Annotated in this window: 18 protein-coding genes; 11 read left to right on the top strand and 7 right to left on the bottom strand. The window is 45.8% G+C overall.

Annotation, left to right across the window (positions count from 1 at the left end; translation table 11 throughout):
* Position 1 precedes the first annotated feature (1 nt).
* From ICW03_RS03395 to trxA, 3 genes are all read right to left on the bottom strand, one after another.
* Positions 2-349, bottom strand: a complete 348-nt coding sequence (locus ICW03_RS03395) for a type B 50S ribosomal protein L31 (protein WP_068321059.1) — start codon at positions 347-349, stop codon at positions 2-4.
* A gap of 156 nt (positions 350-505) precedes the next feature.
* On the bottom strand, positions 506-1,768 hold the full coding sequence (rho, locus tag ICW03_RS03400) for a transcription termination factor Rho (RefSeq protein WP_215349008.1): 1,263 nt from the start codon (positions 1,766-1,768) through the stop codon (positions 506-508).
* A 286-nt stretch (positions 1,769-2,054) separates the two neighbouring features.
* A complete protein-coding gene (gene trxA, locus ICW03_RS03405) occupies positions 2,055-2,381 on the bottom strand; it encodes a thioredoxin TrxA (RefSeq protein WP_068321063.1) in 327 nt (108 codons plus the stop codon).
* Positions 2,382-2,490: 109 nt separating this feature from the next.
* On the opposite strand from trxA, the gene ICW03_RS03410 reads away from it, so the two are divergent.
* The 4 genes from ICW03_RS03410 (at position 2,491) to ICW03_RS03425 (ending at position 10,411) form a co-directional block, all read left to right on the top strand.
* Positions 2,491-5,502: a PD-(D/E)XK nuclease family protein gene (locus ICW03_RS03410; protein WP_215349011.1), complete on the top strand. Its 3,012-nt coding sequence runs from the start codon at positions 2,491-2,493 to the stop codon at positions 5,500-5,502.
* Entirely contained in the window at positions 5,499-9,014 is a 3,516-nt protein-coding gene (locus ICW03_RS03415) for an exodeoxyribonuclease V subunit beta (protein WP_251374451.1), read from the top strand. The genes ICW03_RS03410 and ICW03_RS03415 overlap by 4 nt, the downstream gene beginning before the upstream one ends.
* 52 nt (positions 9,015-9,066) lie before the next feature.
* Positions 9,067-9,570, top strand: coding sequence for a DUF1993 family protein (locus tag ICW03_RS03420; RefSeq protein ID WP_215349017.1), 504 nt, complete (start codon positions 9,067-9,069; stop codon positions 9,568-9,570).
* 304 nt (positions 9,571-9,874) lie between these two features.
* Positions 9,875-10,411 (top strand): hypothetical protein, encoded by a 537-nt coding sequence (locus ICW03_RS03425; RefSeq protein WP_215349020.1) that lies wholly within the window; start codon positions 9,875-9,877, stop codon positions 10,409-10,411.
* Between the two features lie 10 nt (positions 10,412-10,421).
* On the opposite strand, the gene ICW03_RS03430 is transcribed toward ICW03_RS03425, so the two are convergent.
* Positions 10,422-11,384, bottom strand: a complete 963-nt coding sequence (locus ICW03_RS03430) for a tripartite tricarboxylate transporter substrate binding protein (protein WP_215349022.1) — start codon at positions 11,382-11,384, stop codon at positions 10,422-10,424.
* Positions 11,381-12,448 carry a tartrate dehydrogenase gene (locus ICW03_RS03435; protein ID WP_215349025.1) on the bottom strand — a complete coding sequence of 356 codons (1,068 nt, stop codon included), beginning with the start codon at positions 12,446-12,448 and terminating at the stop codon, positions 11,381-11,383. The genes ICW03_RS03430 and ICW03_RS03435 overlap by 4 nt, the downstream gene beginning before the upstream one ends.
* Positions 12,449-12,656: 208 nt before the next feature.
* Between ICW03_RS03435 and ICW03_RS03440 the strand changes: the two genes are divergently transcribed.
* The 3 genes from ICW03_RS03440 to ICW03_RS03450 all read left to right on the top strand — a co-directional run bounded on the left by ICW03_RS03440 (position 12,657) and on the right by ICW03_RS03450 (position 14,715).
* On the top strand, positions 12,657-13,148 hold the full coding sequence (locus tag ICW03_RS03440) for a LexA family transcriptional regulator (protein WP_215349028.1): 492 nt from the start codon (positions 12,657-12,659) through the stop codon (positions 13,146-13,148).
* 1 nt (position 13,149) lies between these two features.
* Positions 13,150-14,457, top strand: a complete 1,308-nt coding sequence (locus ICW03_RS03445; RefSeq protein ID WP_251374452.1) for a Y-family DNA polymerase — start codon at positions 13,150-13,152, stop codon at positions 14,455-14,457.
* A gap of 114 nt (positions 14,458-14,571) precedes the next feature.
* On the top strand, positions 14,572-14,715 hold the full coding sequence (locus ICW03_RS03450) for a hypothetical protein (RefSeq protein WP_215349031.1): 144 nt from the start codon (positions 14,572-14,574) through the stop codon (positions 14,713-14,715).
* A 79-nt stretch (positions 14,716-14,794) separates the two neighbouring features.
* Here the strand turns inward: ICW03_RS03450 and ICW03_RS03455 are convergent, their stop codons facing one another.
* On the bottom strand, positions 14,795-15,517 hold the full coding sequence (locus tag ICW03_RS03455; protein WP_215349034.1) for an IclR family transcriptional regulator: 723 nt from the start codon (positions 15,515-15,517) through the stop codon (positions 14,795-14,797).
* A gap of 59 nt (positions 15,518-15,576) precedes the next feature.
* Between ICW03_RS03455 and ICW03_RS03460 the strand changes: the two genes are divergently transcribed.
* The 4 genes from ICW03_RS03460 to ICW03_RS03475 all read left to right on the top strand — a co-directional run bounded on the left by ICW03_RS03460 (position 15,577) and on the right by ICW03_RS03475 (position 19,782).
* Positions 15,577-16,521 (top strand): hydroxymethylglutaryl-CoA lyase, encoded by a 945-nt coding sequence (locus tag ICW03_RS03460; protein ID WP_215349037.1) that lies wholly within the window; start codon positions 15,577-15,579, stop codon positions 16,519-16,521.
* Positions 16,518-17,717, top strand: coding sequence for a CaiB/BaiF CoA-transferase family protein (locus ICW03_RS03465; protein ID WP_215349040.1), 1,200 nt, complete (start codon positions 16,518-16,520; stop codon positions 17,715-17,717). Before ICW03_RS03460 ends, ICW03_RS03465 begins: the two co-directional genes overlap by 4 nt.
* A 183-nt stretch (positions 17,718-17,900) precedes the next feature.
* Positions 17,901-18,869: a tripartite tricarboxylate transporter substrate binding protein gene (locus ICW03_RS03470; RefSeq protein WP_215349043.1), complete on the top strand. Its 969-nt coding sequence runs from the start codon at positions 17,901-17,903 to the stop codon at positions 18,867-18,869.
* 13 nt (positions 18,870-18,882) lie between these two features.
* Entirely contained in the window at positions 18,883-19,782 is a 900-nt protein-coding gene (locus tag ICW03_RS03475; protein ID WP_215349046.1) for an SMP-30/gluconolactonase/LRE family protein, read from the top strand.
* Positions 19,783-19,835: 53 nt separating this feature from the next.
* Here the strand turns inward: ICW03_RS03475 and ICW03_RS03480 are convergent, their stop codons facing one another.
* The gene (locus ICW03_RS03480; RefSeq protein WP_251374453.1) at positions 19,836-21,443 is read right to left on the bottom strand and encodes an MFS transporter; all 1,608 of its coding nucleotides are present in this window, start codon (positions 21,441-21,443) and stop codon (positions 19,836-19,838) included.
* Positions 21,444-21,455: the final 12 nt, after the last annotated feature.

Consider the following 21,455-nt stretch of genomic DNA (forward strand, 5'->3'; position numbering starts at 1 on the left):
ATTAAGCCTTCTTCTTAGCTGGCTTTTCAGCAGCTTTAGCTTCTGCAGCAGCAGCTTTTTTCTCAGCTGTTTTAGCAGCGCCATCACCAGATGCCTTAGCAACAGCCTTGGTACCAAATTTCTGACGGAATTTCTCAACACGACCAGCGGTATCCATGATTTTCTGGGTGCCAGTGTAGAAAGGGTGTGATTCAGATGAAGTCTCAATCTTGGCCAATGGATATTCATTGCCATCTTCCCACTTAATGGTTTCTTTAGTAGCCATTGTGGAGCGAGTCTTGAAGCTGAAGTTATTAGAAACGTCTACAAAGACGATTTCACGATATTCGGGGTGAATGCCAGGTTTCATTATGAGTCCTATGAGCGGGTAGCCGTTTTAGTCAAATTGACTGAAATACTTTCCCAGGTTTTAAAAGCAGTAAAGGCGAAATTATGCCATGAAATCAACAACAAAGCGCATTTTGAAGGTCCAAAAAGGGCTAAAACAGCCCTCTGGACCCCTAAATTAGCCTCCGCGACGCATTAGGTCGAAGAATTCGCCATTATTTTTGGTGGATTTGAGTTTATCCACGATAAAGTTCATCGCCTCAATATCATCCATATCAGCCAGCAATTTACGTAATACCCAGATCTTCTGGAGGTTCTCAGCTTTAACCAAGAGCTCCTCACGGCGGGTACCGGACTTATTGAGATTGATGGATGGGTAAACACGACGTTCAGCCAGGCGACGCTCAAGGTGAACTTCCATATTGCCAGTACCTTTGAACTCTTCATAGATGAGGTCATCCATACGGCTGCCCGTTTCAATCAGGGCGGTAGCGATGATGGTCAATGAGCCACCTTCTTCAATATTGCGTGCCGCACCGAAGAAGCGCTTAGGACGTTGCAATGCGTTTGCATCCACACCACCAGAGAGTACTTTTCCTGATGAAGGAACAACCGTGTTGTATGCACGAGCAAGACGAGTAATCGAGTCAAGCAAGATGATTACATCTTTACCCATCTCTACTAAACGTTTTGCTTTTTCAATCACCATCTCGGCAACTTGAACGTGACGCACTGCTGGCTCATCAAAAGTTGATGCAACGACTTCGCCGCGAACGGAGCGTTGCATTTCAGTAACTTCTTCAGGGCGCTCGTCAACAAGTAATACGATGAGGATGGCATCAGGATTGTTTGCAGAGATTGCGTGCGCAATGTGCTGCATCATCACAGTCTTACCGGATTTTGGAGAAGCTACGATCAAGCCACGTTGACCGTAACCAATAGGGGAGATCATGTCGATGATGCGGCCAGTGAGGTTCTCTTCAGCCTTGATATCACGCTCTAGACTGATAACGCGGTTCGGATGCAAAGGCGTTAAGTTCTCGAACATGATGCGGTTCTTGAGGGCTTCTGGAGCTAAACCATTGATCTTGTCTACCTTTACCAGTGCAAAGTAACGCTCACCATCTTTAGGTGTTCGTACTTCACCCTCAACGCTGTCACCAGTGTGTAAGTTAAAGCGACGGATCTGCGCAGGAGAGATGTAGATGTCATCCGGAGAAGCCATGTAAGAGGCTTCAGGTGAGCGCAAGAAACCAAAGCCGTCAGGCAAAACTTCCAAAGTGCCGTCGCCGAACACTGTTTCACCAGCCTTCGCACGTTTTTTCAGAATGGCAAACATCAATTCTTGTTTGCGCATGCGTTGTGTATTTTCAATCTCCAAGCTGGCTGCCATTTCGAGCAGAGCGGATACGTGGAGGCCTTTGAGTTCAGTTAATTGCATGTGGTTCTCGGGTATAGATAAAAGGAAAAATCAGAATAGAAGGAATTTGTTTTGAGGTATCGCTGCGCTGATTAAGATCATGCAGATGTAGAAAAACAGAATTTTTGGATATTTGCTAAAAGAAGAGGGGGAGGTAAATTACTGGGGATTGGCGCAGTCTTTGATGAAATCTTAAGAGCGCTGAACTGCTGTTAAATGCAATACTACACTAAAAAATGGGCCTGGCAAGATCGCTAAAGCGATAAAAACCACAGGCTCAGCGGGTGAACCTGTGGTCTGGGACTATTTACAGATGACTATCAATAAATGCAGTCAACTGGGATTTGGCCAAAGCGCCTACTTTTTGAGCAGCTACAGTGCCATTTTTGAATAGGATCAAGGTCGGGATGCCGCGAATATTGAACTGGGCAGGAACGCCTTGGTTCTCATCCACGTTCATTTTTGCGATCTGTAGCTTATCGCCGTATTCACCAGCGAGCTCTTCCAGGATCGGACCAATCATTTTGCAAGGACCACACCACTCAGCCCAGAAGTCGAGCAGAACAGGTTTATCGGACTTGAGGACGTCTTGTTCGAAAGAGGCGTCAGTTACATATTTAATGCCGGCACTCATGAAAATTCCTTATTTAGACTTATTTAGCGAGTTATTTAATTATGGCGTTACAACGCTTATATTAGCAATAAGCGACACATTCCGCTCAAAATAGATAAATACACACTTAATGCCTCAGCCTTTCCCAACCATTTCTGACCAAAAGCAGCCACTAGCTTGGGCAATTACGCCCGACGGCCAGGCCCTTGACCAATTGGCGGCAGGTATATGGGATTGTGCAATCCAAACGAATCAGCGCCCCTTGGTAGTCCTCAGTACTGCTGGCCCGCTTATTGGGGTGAGAGCAGCCTTGGAGAAAAATCGACCCAAAGACTTACCAAGCAGTATTGCCTTCTTGCCTCAGGTCATTAGTTTTACGGATTGGCTAGAAGCAGCACCCGGCGCATGGAAATTTCCAAAGAAGCAAGCAGATTTGGAAAGATGGTTATCGGTTTACATCAATCTTCGCAAACATCCCAAACTCAAAGCATGGTTTAAAGCTGAAAGCGAAGCGGGAGCATGGGGATTGGCTCAAGCAGTTGTTGATGCATGTGATGCCTTGTCTGAATTAGTGGTCCCCCAGTTGCAAGGCGAGCTCAATACCTTGCTAGAGACGCACTCGATAGATACTGAAGCTTGGCTTAAAAAAGTGGAGCTTGTACTAGATCAGGCGGTTGCAAAAGCTTACGTAGGTCTATCACGTAATGTCGTAGATGAAGAGTCTGCTGTCCTCTTAACATTCTGGCGCTACCTCACCAGCATTGGCGATCCTATTATTCGTAAGCATTTGGCCATGGCTGCTCATCTGCAAGTAGCAAAAGAAACTGCAAAAAATAATCCTGGCGCAGTACGCTCATTTATTTGGGTGCAAACTGCTGACCCAAAACCTGTAGAGCAAGAGTTAATCGATCGTTACCTTGGTGAGTACGCTCAATATGCGCCAGTATTCCGCGTCAATCTTGATTGGCAAGCCGTTGCTCTATGGCCTGAGGCACTGTGCGGACAAGATGCTGAGGGCAATATCGTTATTGCAGATGCAGCACAAGAGCAGCAAATTGAACGCAATATCAACTCTAGTCGTCATGAAGGCTGGCGCTTACTAGCCGCAAGACGTTTTGAAGAGTTGGCATGGGTTGCGGCAAAAACTATCGAGTCGCATTTAGTTGCGAAGAAGAAAAATATTGCGCTAGTAGCGCAAGATCGTTTGGCGGCACGCCGTGCACGTGCGTTGTTAAGTCGTCTTGGAAACTCTCTTCGTATTCGTGATGAAACAGGTTGGAAGTTATCCACTACTCGAGCTGCAGCAGCATTTGATAGTATGCTAGAGTTGATTCGCGCTCCTAAGGAAGGGCCTAGCGCAAGTGTCTTGCTCGAGTTTTTGCAAAATCCGTATTTTGATTTAGCGCATAGCTTGCAATTGAGTCCCGAGGTTTGCGATGGTCTCATTGCGCAACTCGAAGATATTTTGCTTGCCAGTCAAGTAAAATCTGGTTGGGAAACCTTTCTTGCTGCTATTGATAAGGCGAATGGATATGCCAGTACTCATGGGGGCTCGCCCAATGAGCAGCTCATCGAATTAATCCGCTTTGCTAAAAAACTGCATGCGGCTTGGCAGTCACCGCTTTTGGAGTGCTCAGGCGCCTATGCCCAACTACAAAAGAGCCTTGAAGATGCTGGCATGGCAAAGCGACTTGAAAAAGATGCTGCCGGTAAGCAACTGTTAGAGGTTCTCAAACGCTTTGACCTGAGTGGTGGACCATACCAAGATCTGAAGATGAGATTACCAGAGTGGTTGAGTCTTCTTAAAACGGTGATCGAAGAAGCTTCTTATGAGGAGGCTGGCAAAGAAGCGGAGGCTACCTTGAGTATTTTGCCTCTCAGTTCAACACGCCTGCGTGAGTTTGATGCCGTGGTGGTTGTGGGTTGCGACGAACAACAACTACCTGCTTTTTCTGAGCCGCCATTGTTTTTTTCAGATGCACTCAATCGCTATCTCAAGTCATCCACTATTACAGCGCAATACATTCAGCAAGCTCGAGATCTTTCTCAGCTGCTGGTTTCTTGTAAGAACGTAGATTTAATTTGGCAAAGCAAGAGTAAAAGTGGCGAACCCTTAAGGCCATCAGCTTGGATTCAACGCCTACAAGCTGCGCTCAAAAAGAAAATGCCATGGGAAGTAGTGGAGGCAAAACTCAAGCCATTTGAAGGGCAATCACAGCCTATTCAAAAATCGGTAACTACTGCCGATCAGGATTTGAAAATCCCAACTACGGTTTCACCCAGTGCCTATAAGGCTTTAAGAGAGTGTCCTTATCGCTACTATGTAAGCAATTTATTGGGTTTGCGTAAAGCAAAAGAATTCGAAGAAGGGTTTGACGCCTCATTGGCCGGTCAGACTTTGCATGCTCTATTGAAAAACTTCTTTCAGGCACTCAAAACGGAAGAAAATAAATCCCATTCAACGATTCATGGTGGTGCAGATGCAAGACGTCAATGGATGATTGATCATCTGATGAAGTTTTCTGAAAAAGAATTCGAGAAGCTTATCGCTGGCGACGCCAGAATATTAGGAACTTTAAGGGATTGGCAAAAACAGATACCAAGCTTTGTCGATTGGCAGCTCAAGCGTGAGAGTGAAGGCTGGCGCTACCATGATGCTGAGTTGTCTATTGGCTTTAATTTGTCGATTACCGACCCGAACGGAATCAAGCGAGATATTCGCATTGCCGGGCGCGCTGATCGATTTGATATTCATGAGTCTGACGCCAGTGCGGCAGCGGTAATTGACTATAAAAATCAAAAGATCAAGAAAATTACTCAACGTGCTGAGAGTATTCTGGATGATCCACAGCTATTGATATATGCCAGGGGCGCAAGCGAGAACCCAGTTGAGGCACGTATACCGGGACGAGGGGTAGAGCAGGCCGAATGGGTCACGCTGCGGGCGGATCTCAAGGATGCAGAAAAGATTGTTCGTGTTCACCCAGTTGAGGATATGCCTGCAGTGATGGCAGAGTTTTCCGAACAGGTGGTGAAAGACTTAAATGATTTATGGGCACGCAAACCCATGACAGCATTCGCACCCGATAGCGTATGTCAATACTGTGAAGCCAGAGGTATATGCAGGAAGGGGATGTGGTGAGCGATAAGTTAGAAACCGACATAGCCTGTAATCCTGCTGAGTCGGTGATCGTTTCTGCTTGCGCAGGTAGTGGCAAAACATGGCTATTGGTGTCACGCATGATTCGTTTGCTACTAGCCGGAGCAAAACCACAGCAGATTCTAGCCCTGACATTTACTCGCAAAGCTGCGCAGGAGATGCGCGATCGCCTTTATAAATTGCTGGAAGAGTTTTCTACCTGCGATGACGCTACCTTAATCAGAGAGTTAGGAGAGCGTGGTTTAGAAGAAAAAGATGCCATTGCATTACTGCCTCAGGCTAGGGCACTCTATTTAAAAGTCTTATCAAGTCCACAGGCTGTTGTTATTGACACCTTCCACGGCTGGTTTGGGCGTTTATTGGGAGCGGCGCCTGTATCAGCCGAGGTTCAGCCAGGCTTTAGCTTGCGTGAAGATGCCAAGCGCTTGCAAGAAGAGTGTATGGCGGATTGGTGGGGTGACTTACCTGAGGATCTACAAAAGCACTATGACATTTTGTTAGAAGAGTTTGGCGCAGTAGAGACTCAAAAATTCTTGATGGGTAACTACAGCCTCTTCAAGCAAAGAGGTGCCTGGACTTTCTTCCAAGAGTCTTGCAAGAAGCAGCGCATCAAACCGATTGAGTGCTTGGATAGAATTCTGCCGCACTTAGGAACAGTAAATCCTCTTGAGGAACTATGGAAGCAGTCTCAGACAAAAACCAATTTAGAGTTTCTTTATAAATGTTTTAGTAATGGCACTCCAACTCAAAAAGCAAGCGCTCCTTATATCGAGGAGGTTATCGAGCATCATGCTGCTGGTGGATTGGTCATGGATATCGCTGATCAATGGGAGGCCTACTTCTTTACCCAAAAACGCACCCCATTAGCTACTATTGCAACCCCATCCGTGCCTATGACTAAGTATCTCAACGGTATTGGTAAGGATCCTGATGAATTTACTGCGATTTGTCAGGGGTGGTTAGATGCCTATGAAGCCCTATTTGCATGGCAGGGCGAGCATTTGATGCATGCGTTAAATGATGCATGGTTTGCTATGAGCGAAGCAATGTTGGCACATATGGAAAAAACTAAAGAGGCCATGCGCGTTCGGGACTTTGATGATTTAGAAATTGGCGTAAGCCAATTAATGGCGAGCACAGACAATGCTGCCTATCTGCAGGCTCGATTGGATGCAAGATACAAGCATATTCTGATTGATGAGTTTCAAGACACCAATCCATTGCAGTGGCAGATTTTGCGTGCTTGGTTGGCGGGATATGGTGATGATGGCTCAATGCCAAGCATCTTTATTGTGGGTGACCCTAAGCAATCAATTTATCGTTTCCGCCGTGCTGACCCAAGATTATTTGAGAGCGCTCGCATATTCTTGAAGGCTAAGCTTAAGGCTAAAGCTCAAGATAAAAATAAGACCCGCCGTAATGCGTTTGCCATCAATGATGCGGTTAACAAGGTCTTCTTGGCGGGACCTTTGCCTGATACCTACCGGTATACAAAGCAGGAAACCGCCTGGAAACCCCTGTTAGATGGCATATCCGAGCACGATTACGCCGCAACAGGTGAGGCTTATTTATTGCCTTTGATTGAGCGCAAAGATCCGCAGATAGCGGAGCGAAATGGTACGGCGTTTGACGGCCCCATTGAGGATGCTGCTAACACCACCAGTGTTCAGCAACGCTATGAAGAAGGTGAAGTGGTTGCTCGTTTGATTCATCACATCATCGCTACTCGTAAGGTGATGGATAAAAAAGATGGCAAAGACTGCTGGCGTGATGCAAGAGGAAGCGATTTCATATTGCTGGTCAAACGCCGCCAATTTTTACCTCAATATGAAAAAGCCTTGCGTGATGCGGGGCTCGCTTATGACAGTTCGCGCTTGGGTGGTTTACTAAATACTCTTGAGATCGATGATCTGATTGCGCTATTAACGGTATTGGTTTCGCCAAGACATGATTTGCCTTTAGCTCAAGCATTACGTAGTCCAATTTTCAGTTTTACTGAAGAGCAAATGCAGGAGCTCCGCAAAAGTATGGCCAATGGCTTTCCATCATGGTGGGATGCATTACAAGCGAACCAGACCCCATCAATACAAAAGGCTGCGCGGTATTTGGAGCATTGGCGTGGCCTAGGCGAGGTATTGCCTGTACATGATTTACTGGATTTGATTTATCACGAGAGTAATTTGCGAGTCAGTTACGCCATTTCTGCTCAGAATCTGGCTCGTGCGCAGGTGTTAGCGAATTTAGACGCATTCTTAGAGCTCGCTTTAAATCAGGATGGTGGACGCTATCCGAGTTTGAGTCGCTTTATTGATGAAATGAATGCGATGCGGCGCGGTGATGATGACGAAACGCCGGATGAGGGAGATGTAGAAGCGGAAACCGAAGCCGATACTGATGATATTGGCGAAGTAGATCTAGATAGTGAGATGTCAGAAGAGGAGCGGCATCGACGTGTGCGCTTAATGACAATTCATGGAGCAAAGGGATTGGAGGCGCCATTTGTTTTCATTCTGGATGCCAATAACACAGAGTGGAAAGCGCCGCACCGAGGAGTTTTGTTAGATTGGCCTCCAGAGGAGAGTAGCCCAACCCATCTTTCTATGTATACCGCTAAAACCTTAACAGGCGAACGTAGTGCCGTATTTAAAAAAGAGGGTGAAGTCAGCCAGAATGAAAACTGGAACTTGCTCTATGTCGCAATGACCAGGGCAAAGCAAGGCTTATGGATGAGTGGTGTAGCGGCGAAGTCAAAGTCTGGAATTAAAGAACACTCTTGGTATGGCAGAGCATTAGCAGCCGGTACACCAACCTTAGATATTGATGCCCTCAACCTTCCTAGTGTTGTAACAGATACAAAAGAGATGGAAGTTGAGCGCGGCAGCATGCCATTTAAGATTGATCACTTTCAAGTTGAGTGGGATAGTGCAATCGCCACCCATCAAGAGCATCTTGCCAAGATTGAGAGTGGTGCACTAGCTCAAGAGTTGACAGCAAAGGCTTTAGAACAAGCAAAAGAAGAGCCCGATCCAGAAATCTTAGAAGAGGGCACGAACTTCCATAAGCTATTGGAGTTCATCACCCCAGACTCCGCCAATCAAAACAGGCCACCTATGCCAAGCGAGCAGGAGCTCATGAACTGGCTTGGTGTTGATCAGGAGGGCGCAAGCAAACTTATTGCACACGTCCAAAAAGTACTCGCAACCCCAGAGTTAAAACACTATCTGACCTCATGCGAGTGGGTGCAGGCTTGGAATGAGTTGGACATCGCTAGCGAACAAGGCAAGAGCTACCGTATGGATAGATTGGTTGAGTTTGACGACCATCTGGCAATTTTGGATTACAAGCTCACTATTCCGGAAGTAGGTAGTGAGAAGTATGAAAAGTACCGCAAGCAGTTACAAGGCTATCAGGCTGAGCTAACTCGAATCAGAAAAGATAAGCGGAACAAGGCATATTTAATTTCATCTAAGGGCGAGATCAAAGAGATCCATTAAACTGAAAAATCAGTTTAGTAACTTCGCCACACTTTATTCTTTAGGAAACTCCATGGCAATTTCAATGTATCAGACATCTATTCCGCAGTTCACTAAGATGCTTACAAACCTCTCCAATATCCTCAAAAAGGGAGAAGAGTTTGCAAAAGCCAAGGGTGTAGATGATGCGGTTTTAGTATCAGAATGTCGCCTTGCTCCAGACATGTTTCCGCTATCTAAGCAAATTCAAATTGCTTGCGATCAAGTCAAAAATGGCATGGCGCGTTTGGCTGGTGTTGAGCCGCCTAAATTTGAAGATAACGAAACTACCTTTGCCCAGTTGCAAGAGCGCATTGCTCAAACCATTGCATTTGCTAATAGCCTCAAGCCAGAGCAAATTGACGGCACCGAGACAAAAGAAATTAAGTTCTCGATTAGAGAGTGGAACTTTGAGTTTGTTGGGGAACAATATCTACTAACTTGGATCATTCCTAATTTTTATTTCCACGTGACTACGGCTTATGCCATTCTGCGTCATAACGGGGTGGAAATCGGCAAGACAGATTATTTGGGATGATGAAACGGTTCCCCGTCATTCTTGAGCTCATAGAAACGGCGCAGCCCTGGCTCTACCGATTAGGGGCCTATGTGTCTAATAGCGTTGCTGATGATCCTGCAATTCTGGCCTTCATGTTCTGTTAGCAAGTTCTCCATAGATTAATCCTTACAAAAAGTAAGGTTAAATTGCCCAAAAAGTATGCATTTTTTTCATACGGCCGTCCTCTTTATTTGGTAATCTCTGAGCATTAAAAATCTTATATAAGTTCGTTGGCTTGGCGACGCAACGATCTACTGATTAAAAAGAACAAGGGTGCGAGGAGATGACGGAGGGAATATTAATAGGGGGCTTGGTAGTGCTCGGCGGTTTAGTTGCTAGCTACATGAAGAAGCACCCTTTTTATAGCCATAAAACCCAAAAGTATAAAGAGCGTTATCAAGACAAATTGAGTGATGCGCTTTCTCAAAGCTATAGTGCGGTAGATGCCTATTGGTTATCACGCGCGATTGCTGACAATATTTTTGATTTTGGAACGAGAACCTACCAAGACTATCATGTGGAGCGTTACGAGAAAAAGGCGCTATCAGAGCGCCCTCATATCTACGAGCTCCACATTGAAAACCCTAGCACCCTGTGTACGCAACTGACAGAGCGCGCTATTGAGCTAAAGCTCCCCATTAGCGCTTACAGCATCCATATGCGCTATTTATGGCAAGAGTATTTGGTGCCTGTTGGGCGCCTAGCTCCGGTGTCGGTCGAGCGTTTGCCTGGCGCCAGTCTTTATGCTGATGAACTGAAAAATTTGCCAACCTCTCAAGAGGATATGCAAACTTTTATGCGTAAAACTGGCCAGGCATAAGCGCTCAAGGTTATTTAATCATTCCCGCACTCTTGGCATCATCCATGGCTTGAGCCGTTTTCTCTTTCATGAATGCTGGCATCTTTGCCAAAGGAACATCCACAATCACAAAGCCAGAGTCCTCCAACTTTTTCTTGGTTTCAGGATCGGCATTTAACTGGGCAAAGTAATCGGACATCTTTTGTTGCAATACTAGTGGGGTAGCTTTTGGTACAGCAACGCCACGATAGGCGCCGTCCACCCAGTTCAGACCAAGCTCTTTGAAGGTTGGTACGTCTGGTAGTGCGGGGTTACGCTTCTCAGTAGCAATGGCTAGTGTGCGCACCTTACCTTTTTGCTGAATGGCTAAAGGTAAGTAGCCCATAGCGCCATCAACGTGCATACCAATCAAGGCGGTAATCAAATCACCGGTACCTTTAAAGGGTACGTAATTGATTTTGACGCCTGCTAATTTATTGAGGCGCTCAACGGCCATATGGTTGGCAGAGAACTGTGCGGAGCCAGCTAAGGACATCTTGCCAGGCTCTTTTTTGGCTGCTGCAATAAATTCTTGATAGGTCTTGTAAGGGCTGTCTGCAGAGACCATCAAGGCATCAGGAGTGAAGTGGTAGTAGTAGATCGCATTAATGTCTTCGGTCTTGTACTGAATGCCTTCTTGTAGCGGCTGCAAGATGGTGTGTGGAATATTTACACCCACTACCGTAGTGCCATCAGCTGGATAGGTATTGAGTGCACTCCATACCAAAGCACCGCCTGCACCAGCGCGATTCATAACCACCATGGGCTGCTTAAATTTCTTGGCAGAGATGTCGGCCTGGTAACGCGCTACTAAGTCAGACTCACCAGCAGGCGGGAAGGGAATGATGTATTGAATAGTTTTATCTGGGAAAGGTTGGGCGCTCGCGCTAGATAACAAGCCGAACGAAAGCAAACAAGCACTCAGTAATCCACTGAGTAATTTAAATAGCTTCATTTGGAGATCTCCTCAATAACTGCATTAGTAACGTCACCCATCATGGCTGTACCACCTAAATCGCGAGTGTGTAGTTTTGGATTGGCGGTTACCTTTTCAATGGCCGCCATTAACTTTGCTCCTAAGGCTTTTTCACCCAAGAAGTCGAGCATCATCACTGCTGACCAGAAGGTGCCAATCGGGTTGGCAAGACCTTTGCCCATAATGTCAAACGCAGAACCGTGAATCGGTTCAAACATCGATGGATAGCGACACTCTGGATCTAGGTTTGCGGTTGGCGCGATACCCAAACTGCCAGCGAGTGCAGCCGCTAAATCACTTAGGACATCTGCATGTAAGTTGGTTGCAACGATGGTGTCTAAGGACTCAGGGCGATTGACCATGCGCGCAGTAGCGGCATCGACCAACTCTTTATCCCAAGTCACATCCGGGAAATCTTTAGCAACAATGTTGGCGATCTCGTCCCACATCACCATGCCATGGCGCTGCGCATTGGATTTGGTAATCACAGTGAGATGTTTGCGAGGGCGTGATTGCGCTAGCTTAAATGCAAAGCGCTGCACGCGCTCCACTCCAACGCGAGTCATGATGCTCATATCAGAGGCTACTTCAATCGGGTGACCTTGGTGGGCTCTGCCGCCTACACCGGAATACTCACCTTCAGAGTTCTCGCGCACGATCACCCAATCGAGTTGACCGGGTTTGCAGTTACGTAGCGGTGTTTCGATACCGGGAAGAATACGGGTAGGACGCACGTTTGCGTATTGATCAAACCCTTGGCATATTTTGAGGCGCAAACCCCACAAAGTAATGTGGTCTGGAATTTTTGGATCGCCAGCCGAGCCAAACAAGATGGCATCTTTTGAGCGCAAAGGTTCAAGGCCATCATCCGGCATCATGATGCCGTGTTTGCGGTAGTAGTCACCACCCCAATCAAAGTGCTCGAATTGGAAAGCGACTTCAGGATGTTTTTTGCTTAAGGCATTTAATACCTTCTCGCATTCTGGAATGACTTCCTTGCCAATACCATCGCCCGGAACGGACGCGATCTTATACGTCTTCATATGTCTCCTACTATTGTTTTTATATGAGTTACTTAACGCGTAACTTCTAGAGCCATTATGCAATTCCTTGGGTCCAATGCAAGCGTGGGGCACTTGGGGTTTATGGCTAGAAAAACATGGGGTGGCAGGGGGCAAATAGCCCCAAAACAACAAAAATAGCCCTGTTTTTGCGGTTTTTACATATACTGTATAAACATACAGTATATTAATGACTATGACGCAAGTAATGAACCCCGCAAAATCTACTCTTAGCCAGGCACCACAAGCCTTGGCAGGGCATTTTGCTACCTGTGAGCTCAAGCTTCTTAGTCACCGGATTTCAGCTGGATTCCCTAGTCCCGCGGCAGATTACGCTGAAGACGGCCTGGATTTGAATCATTATCTCGTGCAGAACAAGCCAGCCACTTTCATGTTCACTGTGAAGGGGGATTCCATGCTGGGCGCAGGCATTTGTGACGGCGACAAGGTCGTTGTTGATAAGGCGCTCAAACCAAAACATAAAGATATCGTTGTGGCTGTTGTGGATGGCGAGTACACCATCAAGCGCCTCTATCAATTACGCGGTCGTATCGAGCTCCAACCGGAAAATCCTAGCTATCAACCCATCACCTTTAACGAAGGTAGTGAGCTGCAAATTTGGGGTGTAGTTGTTGGGGTGGTGCGCAAGTACAGCAATGCCAGTGGCAGAAATGGCAAGTGAAATGAATTCCAATTCTGTAAGCCCACTCTTTGCCTTGGTTGATGTAAACAACTTTTATGTTTCTTGTGAGCGTGTATTCCAGCCGAAATTAGAGGATGTGCCGATGGTGGTGCTCTCGAATAACGATGGTTGCGCTGTAGCGCGTAGTGCTGAAGTTAAGGCACTTGGCGTGAAGATGGGAACCCCCTGGTTTCAGATGCAAGAGCTAGCTAAGAAGCATGGCATCCAAGCTCAGTCATCTAACTACACGCTGTATGGCGATATGAGTAGCCGGGTAGTGCAAGTGCTGAGAGGTTTTACACCAAACCTAGAGGTCTACAGTATTGATGAGAGCTTTTTACAGGTCGAGACTGTCCTCAAGCAATATCACGACACCATTGAATTAGGTCAGAAGATCAAAGAACAAGTTAAAGACACTACTGGCTTACCAGTTTGTGTGGGTATTGGCGCTAGCAAGACCTTGGCAAAGCTCGCTAATCACTTGGCCAAAAAGCACAAGCAGTTTGCTGGCGTGTGCGATGTCAATGCCATGACAAAAGAAGAGCTTTACCAGTGGATGAGTGAAACCGAGGTGGGGGAGGTATGGGGTGTTGGTAAGCAAATTGCCAAAAAACTCAAAGCCCAGAACATTCACAGCGTCTTCGATCTCCTGCAAGCTTCACCGCAAGCTATGCGCCAGCAGTTTGGCGTAGTCATGGAGCGCCTCTGCTATGAGCTGCATGGCACATCTTGTTTAGCGCTGGAGGAAGTAGCGCCAGCCAAACAACAAATCATTGCCTCACGTAGTTTTGGTAAGCCTGTGACTAGTCAGGTTGAGCTTGCGCAATCGGTTGCCACCCATGTGGCTCGTGCGGCTGAAAAACTCAGGGCGCAGAATAGTACTACGGGCGCACTCACAGTGTTTATTCAGACTAATCCATTTAAGCAAAATGAGCCACAGCATCATCAAAGCGTCACGATTCCATTGGCGGACCCAACGGATAACACGCTGACATTAACAAACGCTGCGCTAGCGGGCCTCAAGCAGATTTATCAGACAAACTTTCGCTACAAAAAAGCGGGTGTCATCTTGAATCTCATTAGCGACAAGCCCACAGCCCAGCAATCCTTGTTTGACGATATTGAAACTAAAGGCAAGTCTGCCCATCTTATGAAGGCAGTAGATGAGATCAACACACGATTTGGTAATGCAGTCATTAGATCTGCGGCTTCAGGAACCAATAACACAAAACAAGAGTGGCAAATGAGATCAAACAATCGATCACCGAACTACACCACGCGCTGGGATGAGCTACCTATAGCACGATAGAAACATGAAATATTTGAATAAAAAACCACAATGTTTAACAAGCTCATTTTGTGAGCTTCATAACCAATATTCTGAATTCATAGCAGTAAATCAATAGCAAAAGAGGGGAAACAAATGAACACATTAAGTAACTTGATGAATAACTTTAACGGCATCTCATTGGCAGTGATCATGATCTTGTCTTACTGCGCAGTATTGAAAAACACCAAGCGCAGTGAAGCTTCTAGCAAACAAATGTTTGCACGCAAGTACCAGTAAAAAGCAGTGGGCAGAAGGGGAATAAGGAAATCACGGATTCCTTATTCCCTGCTACGGCCATTTACTTTTGCGTTTGCTTCTATCTTGAGGTGAACTGACCGCCGAGAAGTTCAGTCAACTTTTTTGCACTGGCCTTAACGGCTAGCGCTTTGCTAGGATCAAAGCGGTAGGTTGGCATCGTTAGTGTGATGACGCCAATCAGCCCATCAGCAGTAAATACTGGGGCAGAGATTCCAGAGATTTCTTTAGTTCTGTCGCCTGAAATTGCAAGCACCATATCCGATCTAATTTGGTTAAATACCTTTCCAGTGGCGCCTTCGAAAGCTTGCAATACTTTTCCGCCGGCTCCCTTATCAATAGGTAATAAATCTCCAACTTTGATGTGGTCTCTTAAAGCTTGTTGAGAATCTACGCGGAATAGGCAGAGCCGCTTATTTGCTTCGCGTACATGAAATGCAGCACTTTCCTGGGTAGATTTCACAAGATTCTCCAAGGCCGGAATAATCACCATACCTAAAGATTCTTGTTCTTGATAAGCGGTATTTAGCGATGCAATGGCAGGCCCAAGCACATACATTCCATCTGCACGTTTCATCACCAATAGGGCATTACCAAGGGACGCTAGCATGCGCAATGCCGTACTTTTATACAGGCCAGTGCTTGTAGAAATTTGATGTAGAGACAGTTCGCGCTGTGTAGAGGAAAACAGCCGCAGTATGGCTAAAGCCTTATCAACCGCTGCCACCCCGGATGTGGAAATGGGAATGCTCTCGGTTGCGGGCTTGGGGGATTTTTTTAGCATCGACAGTGGCTGGTAATTATGCTTTAATAATAGAACAAGATTCCATAGGATAGAACTTAATGAACTCCGCGTCAACAGATGTATTAATCAGCGAAGTGGGACCAAGAGATGGGCTTCAGTCGATTAAGTCCATCATGCCAACTACAGCAAAGCATGCATGGATAAAGGCGCTATATCAGGCTGGCGTTAAAGAGATTGAAGTGGCCTCATTTGTTCCAGCTAAGTTATTGCCACAAATGGCAGATGCAGCAGAAGTGGTGCGCTATGCAAAAACATTACCTGGTTTAACGGTGATGGCGTTAGTTCCAAACTTAAGAGGTGCACAAGCTGCTATTGAGGCGGGGGTCGATAAGATCACCATTCCGGTATCAGCAAGTGCTGCGCACTCATTAGCAAATGTTCGCAAAACACGTGAAGAGATGATTGAGGAAGTAAAGAAAATTTCAGCTTATCGCAAAGAGGTTGCTCCGCAAGTGAAGGTGGAGGCTGGTATAGCAACTGCATTTGGATGCACCTTGCAGGGCTTGGTATCTGAAGATGATGTGATACGGATGGCAGAGCAGGTGATTGAGGCTGGTGCAGATGAGTCTGGTTTGTCAGATACAACGGGCTATGCAAACCCTGCACAAATCCAAAGATTATTTAAACGCTTAAAGATGGCGATCGGTCAGCATGCTGGTGCGGCGCATCTACACAATACCCGCGGTCTAGGCCTGGCAAATTGCTTGGCAGCGTATGAGGTTGGTGTGACTTCGTTTGATTCTTCCATGGGTGGGATAGGTGGGTGCCCTTATGCTCCTGGGGCTTCTGGAAATGTAGTCACCGAGGATTTAGTGTTTATGTTTGAAGCAATGGGCATTAAAACGGGCATTAATTTGGATTTGTTATTAGAAGCGCGCAAACCTCTGCAGGATGGTGTTCCTCACGAGCAAATCTATGGAATGATTTCTGAGGCGGGCTTGCCAAAGGGTTTTGCGGCGGCAACTCAGTGGAGTGCGAAATGAGTCAACAGAAAACACTTCCATACGAAGGCATCCGCATTGTTGAATTTACTCACATGGTGATGGGGCCTACCTGTGGCATGGTGTTGGGCGACCTAGGTGCAGAAGTGATTAAGGTTGAGCCAATCGATGGAGATAAGACGCGAGATTTAGTGGGTTCGGGCGCAGGATTTTTCCCGATGTTTAATCGCAATAAGAAAAGCATTGCTGTAGACATGAAGTCGGCAGAGGGCATCGAGTTGGTAAGAAAGTTAGTTGCTACGGCTGATGTTGTCAGTGAAAACTTCAAGCCACAGACAATGGCAAAGTTAGGTTTGGATTATGAAACTTTAAAAAAGACAAACCCTAAACTGATTTACGTATCTCACAAAGGCTTTTTGCCTGGACCTTATGATCACCGTACGGCTCTAGATGAAGTGGTGCAAATGATGGGTGGGTTAGCCTATATGACTGGCCCAGAAGATAGGCCTTTACGTGCCGGATCTTCAGTGAATGACATTATGGGCGGCGTATTTGGCGCCATCGGTGTAATGGCGGCACTAAGGCAGAGAGAAATCACGGGCGAGGGACAAGAAATTCAGAGTTCTTTATTTGAGAACAATGTATTTTTAGTTGGTCAGCACATGATGCAGTATGCAGTGACTGGTAAAGCTGCAAAGCCAATGCCAAGCCGTATCTCTGCATGGGCAATTTATGATGTTTTCGAATTGGGTAACGGCGATAAAGTATTTTTAGCAGTCGTTACTGATACGCAGTGGAAAATATTCTGTGATGTATTTGGTTTTTCAGATCTTTACGAAAACCCCTTGCTAAAACTGAATAAGCAGAGAGTAGAAGCAAGACCAACCTTGATTCCTGAAATCAAAAAAAGAATCTCTGGATATACCGCTTCGCAGATATCAGCAATTTTTGAAGAGCATGGCCTACCTTTTGCCCCCATCACCAAGCCAGAAGAATTATTTGACGATCCACACTTGATCGCCACCGGAGGATTAGCGCCTATTACCCTAACGGATGGCCCTAGAGCTGGAGATCAAACCACCGCTCCTTTATTGCCGATCATGATGGATGGACGGCGCTTGGGTGTCCGCTTAAACCCCCCTAAATCCGGTGAGCAAACTCAAGAAATCTTAGCTGAGCTGGGCTATTCCGTATCCGAGATTGATGGTCTAGTATCTAATGGTTTGGTGAACTGTTGAAATGTAGTAAGCATTTATTCATAAAGACAATTACGTCATGAAAAAATTGCTTTTAGGATTTGCGTCAACCTGCCTTTTTTTGCGTCCCCATGTTTTTCTCAAAAGAACAACGGGAATGGAGTGAAGCAGTAAAGACGTCTGGCATCAAACTTGATTAATCAAATGTATAAAATTGGGGTGAATATGAGTAAAAAACTTATGATTAATTTATTAGGCTCAGCATGCCTGATAATTTCCGGACTTAGTGTTGCGCAAACATATCCTGATAGACCAGTAAAAATCATCGTCCCATATAGCGCAGGAGGAACGGCGGACTTTTCGGCTAGGCAAATTGCTCAGAAACTTACAGAGCAAACTAAACAATCATTCTTTGTTGAAAATAAGGTGGGTGCATCAGGAACAATTGCTACAAACTATGTGGCCAAAGCGGCACCAGATGGCTATACATTGCTTACAAATGACACCACTTATGCCATGTTGCCGTCACTATTCAAATCTTTGCCCTGGGATCATGCAAATGATTTGGAGCCAATCGCGATTATTACCCAGACTCCTGTAGTTTTAGTGGTGCCTGAGAACTCACCCCTTAAATCACTAACATCTTTGATTGCGTACGCTAAAGTGAACCCAGGGAAATTAAATTATGGCTCTGGTGGTGCAGGAAGTTCTACTCATTTAGCCGCAGAAATCTTTAAGCAGGTAGCTCAAATTGATGCCTCACATGTTCCTTATAAAGGTGCGGGTGAAGCTATGTTAGCGGTGTTATCTGGTCAAGTAGATTTTCTAATTACTGCTGCACCAACCGCTATTCCGCAATTACAAGGTGGAAAAATCCGCGCCTTGGCAATTACAGGTGAAAAAAGGCTAAGTACAATTTCAACGGTGCCAACTTTTAAGGAAGCGGGGTTGCCTGCTTATGTAGTATCAAACTGGTTTGGTTTAGCTGCACCAAAAGGAACGCCTACACCCATTATTAGTAAGCTTGCTGCCGAAGTAAAAAAAGGCTTGGCTGATCCTGAGTTAAGAGAAAGGCTGGCAAAACTAGGGGCAGAACCTGGCGGTGTAACTCCTGCTGAGTTCAAGAAATTTATTCAGAAAGAAACTGTTGCATGGGGAGCCGCTGCAAAACAGGCCGGCTTGAATGCAGAATAGTTGGTAAATAAATATGTGGAATCTTAACTTTCAACCTCCCACAGTCATAGACGCATCCATTTGGTCCTCACTCCCTCAGCAATTTAGGATTGCCAAAGAAAATGAATGGGCATTGGTGAATAAGCCTGGTCAATTAATTGATAGTTTCTTGGAGGGGCCTGTTTTTGATGCCATTGGAAATCTTTATGTTGCCGATATTCCGTATGGTCGAATTTTTAAGATCTCCCCAAACAAGGATTGGGAATTAATCATTCAATATGACGGCATGCCTAATGGGCTAGCAATTGATGTGTCGGGAGTGATTTGGATAGCAGATTACAAACAGGGTTTATTAAGATTTGACCCCAGATCAAAAAGTCTCGAGGTGATATTAAGAGGTCCCAACAAAAATCAAGATTCATTCTTGGGATTGAATGATTTAATTTTTGATAAAAAGGGCAACCTATTTTTTACAGATCAAGGCCAAACAGGACTTCATGATCCCACCGGGAAAGTTTTTTGCCTTGAGCCGAGTGGTCAATTACATCAAATATTAAATAATGTCCCAAGCCCTAATGGTTTGGTATTTGATCAGTCGGGAAGATTCTTATTTGTTTCTGCAACTCGATCAAATAATGTTTGGCGAATGCCCATTTTTGCAGATTTTTCGACTGGAAAGGTTGGGGCATTTCAAACCTTCTTTGGGGCTAGTGGTCCTGACGGTTTAGCGCTAGATGGTAAGGACAATCTTTATGTAGCTCATGCAAGTTTAGGAGGGGTATTTAAATTAAATATGCGTGGAGAACTTCTTGCCTACATCAAGACGCCCATTGGGCATACGGTAACCAATCTTTGTTTCACGCCAGACCTAAAATCACTCATGATTACTGAATCTTCCTCCGGAACCCTTCTGAAGGTTTCGATTCCTGAGTAATTGCCCTAGATTAAAGTGGCGTTAGGGCACCTCTTATTTCAAAAAAGAATCTCTCAGTCAACGATTGCTGCAGAAACACGCCTAGTAATTTTAGGTGGGTGCTCATCAATGTGATATCGGTGACGTTCTTCTTGCATTTTGAGATCCTCGGCCGTAAAGCGATCAAACCTTCTTAAGTAATCTGCCCAGGCATTAAATACAAAGTACTCAACAAACCTGCCAAGATGTTCGGCATCATTGAATAGACTCCAAGAAAGGGCGCCTTGTCTGAGGCGAGACTTTCGAGATTTGGCCATTAGCTTTTTAAATTCTTCAGACTTTTCTGGATGAATTTGATATTCAATCGAAATCATGACGGGGCCGGCATCCATATCAATATCGGCACTGGGATGGGGGCGTTCTAGCGGGCAGACGGGTGTGAGGTCTTCTAGTGGATGGTTATCAATTCGATGCTTGCGTATGAAAAATAACACCAAGCATCCAAAGGCAGAGCTAATCAGAATGCTATTGTCCACACCAAATTCAGTAGCTAGTTTCCCCCAAACTGCAGCACCTGCCGCGCTTCCGCCCATCAAACCCATTTGATAAATGGACATACCACGAGCGCGAACCCAACCTGGAAGGGTCATTTGTGCAGAAGTGGTTAATGAGTTCGCCACAGCAATCCATGCTGCACCACAAGCCATCATTAATATGGACGCAAGCCAAAGATCTGGAACTAGAACGACTCCACTAGAGGTGATGGTTAAAAGGATTAATCCGTAGGTAATTAAATTACTACTCTTGAATCGTTTTCTCAGACGCGGTAATTGTGAGCCCGCAATGATTGCGCCTAAACCTAGCGACGAAAGCAATAAGGTAAAGGTATGAGCATCACCCTGGAAGTGATCCTTGGCAATCACGGGCAACAGAGCAATCAGGCCGGTGGATTGGAAGAAAAATAAAAATCCTCGGCCAATAATGGTTCGCATCCGGTTGGATTGCCAGGCGTATTGCATGCCGACTCTCATTGCGCCGACAAAGCGCTCGCCCGGTAGGGCGGAAACATAATTTTGATATTTCCAGCGCATCACAACAATGACGGTGATGAGTGACAAAACCATATTTAAAGCAAAAACGTATTTGCTACCAGCTGCTGCAATAATCGCTCCAGCAGTAAGAGGGCCAATAATCCTGGAAGTATTCATGGCAATCGCATTAAGAGCGAGCGCCGAGGGAAGAATGTCGCGAGGTACGAGATCTGGAACAATCGCGGCAAAAATAGGCCAGCGCATGGCAAGGCCAATCCCGTTTGTAAAGGTGAGCAAAAGCAGTAAGTAGGGGTTGAGCGCATCAAAAGCGATGAACAACATTAATGCAGTAGCATTCGTTGCAAGCCAAATTTGCGCAAAGAGAAAATAATGTTTGCGATTAATGATGTCGGCAAGTGCTCCACTAGGGATGCCTAAAAGCAAAACTGGCAAGCTTGAAGCAGTTTGCACCAGGGCAATTAAAGTGGCAGAGGTGGTCAATGATGTCATTGTCCAAGCTGCAGCAACATCATTCATCCACATGCAGATATTGGCTACTAGCCATACCGACCACAACGATCTAAACACGCTATGCCTCATGGGCGATAACCAGCCCTCAGTGCGCGGTGTTTGGATCGGAGTTTGATTCACAAGAACTTGGTA

The organism is Polynucleobacter sp. MWH-Aus1W21 (assembly GCF_018687275.1).
Lineage (GTDB): Bacteria > Pseudomonadota > Gammaproteobacteria > Burkholderiales > Burkholderiaceae > Polynucleobacter.

What these genes read in the sequence shown, in the direction of transcription:
- rho (WP_215349008.1), bottom strand. Translation starts at nt 1,768, where the DNA reads ATGCAATTAACTGAACTCAAAGGCCTCCACGTATCCGCTCTGCTCGAA.
- ICW03_RS03475 (WP_215349046.1), top strand. Translation starts at nt 18,883, where the DNA reads ATGTGGAATCTTAACTTTCAACCTCCCACAGTCATAGACGCATCCATT.
- ICW03_RS03445 (WP_251374452.1), top strand. Translation starts at nt 13,150, where the DNA reads ATGAATTCCAATTCTGTAAGCCCACTCTTTGCCTTGGTTGATGTAAAC.
- ICW03_RS03440 (WP_215349028.1), top strand. Translation starts at nt 12,657, where the DNA reads ATGACTATGACGCAAGTAATGAACCCCGCAAAATCTACTCTTAGCCAG.
- trxA (WP_068321063.1), bottom strand. Translation starts at nt 2,381, where the DNA reads ATGAGTGCCGGCATTAAATATGTAACTGACGCCTCTTTCGAACAAGAC.
- ICW03_RS03465 (WP_215349040.1), top strand. Translation starts at nt 16,518, where the DNA reads ATGAGTCAACAGAAAACACTTCCATACGAAGGCATCCGCATTGTTGAA.
- ICW03_RS03470 (WP_215349043.1), top strand. Translation starts at nt 17,901, where the DNA reads ATGAGTAAAAAACTTATGATTAATTTATTAGGCTCAGCATGCCTGATA.
- ICW03_RS03430 (WP_215349022.1), bottom strand. Translation starts at nt 11,384, where the DNA reads ATGAAGCTATTTAAATTACTCAGTGGATTACTGAGTGCTTGTTTGCTT.
- ICW03_RS03450 (WP_215349031.1), top strand. Translation starts at nt 14,572, where the DNA reads ATGAACACATTAAGTAACTTGATGAATAACTTTAACGGCATCTCATTG.
- ICW03_RS03460 (WP_215349037.1), top strand. Translation starts at nt 15,577, where the DNA reads ATGAACTCCGCGTCAACAGATGTATTAATCAGCGAAGTGGGACCAAGA.
- ICW03_RS03435 (WP_215349025.1), bottom strand. Translation starts at nt 12,448, where the DNA reads ATGAAGACGTATAAGATCGCGTCCGTTCCGGGCGATGGTATTGGCAAG.
- ICW03_RS03420 (WP_215349017.1), top strand. Translation starts at nt 9,067, where the DNA reads ATGGCAATTTCAATGTATCAGACATCTATTCCGCAGTTCACTAAGATG.
- ICW03_RS03410 (WP_215349011.1), top strand. Translation starts at nt 2,491, where the DNA reads ATGCCTCAGCCTTTCCCAACCATTTCTGACCAAAAGCAGCCACTAGCT.
- ICW03_RS03455 (WP_215349034.1), bottom strand. Translation starts at nt 15,517, where the DNA reads ATGCTAAAAAAATCCCCCAAGCCCGCAACCGAGAGCATTCCCATTTCC.
- ICW03_RS03395 (WP_068321059.1), bottom strand. Translation starts at nt 349, where the DNA reads ATGAAACCTGGCATTCACCCCGAATATCGTGAAATCGTCTTTGTAGAC.
- ICW03_RS03425 (WP_215349020.1), top strand. Translation starts at nt 9,875, where the DNA reads ATGACGGAGGGAATATTAATAGGGGGCTTGGTAGTGCTCGGCGGTTTA.